This is a genomic window from Burkholderia sp. BCC1972 (assembly GCF_905339605.1).
GTDB lineage: Bacteria > Pseudomonadota > Gammaproteobacteria > Burkholderiales > Burkholderiaceae > Burkholderia.
Genome location: NZ_CAJPGH010000106.1, coordinates 1 through 313, shown reverse-complemented (window position 1 = coordinate 313; position 313 = coordinate 1). Strand labels below are relative to the sequence as shown.

Sequence of the window (313 nt, the reverse complement as noted above, 5' to 3'; positions counted from 1 at the left end):
CTCTGACTGGCTCAATCGCCAATGCAAAGCGCTCGCTGATTTTTCAGCAAACTCTTAGCATTGAGGATTGGTGGAGGCAGACGGGATCGAACCGACGACCCCCTGCTTGCAAAGCAGGTGCTCTCCCAGCTGAGCTATGCCCCCATGTACAGAATTCCTCAGGTGTACTACCGCCAGACAATGGTGGGTCTGGTTGGATTCGAACCAACGACCCCCGCCTTATCAAGACGGTGCTCTAACCGACTGAGCTACAGACCCCTGAGTCTGTCTTTAAATTTACAGCCGATAAGCGTGAGCGCTCAACTTTGCGAGA

2 tRNA genes are annotated in these 313 nt (G+C 53.4%); both read right to left on the bottom strand.

Features of this window, described 5'->3' with window-relative positions:
• Positions 1–68: 68 nt before the first annotated feature.
• Positions 69–144 (bottom strand) — tRNA-Ala (locus U5798_RS37015).
• A gap of 37 nt (positions 145–181) precedes the next feature.
• Positions 182–258 (bottom strand) — tRNA-Ile (locus U5798_RS37010).
• Positions 259–313: the final 55 nt, after the last annotated feature.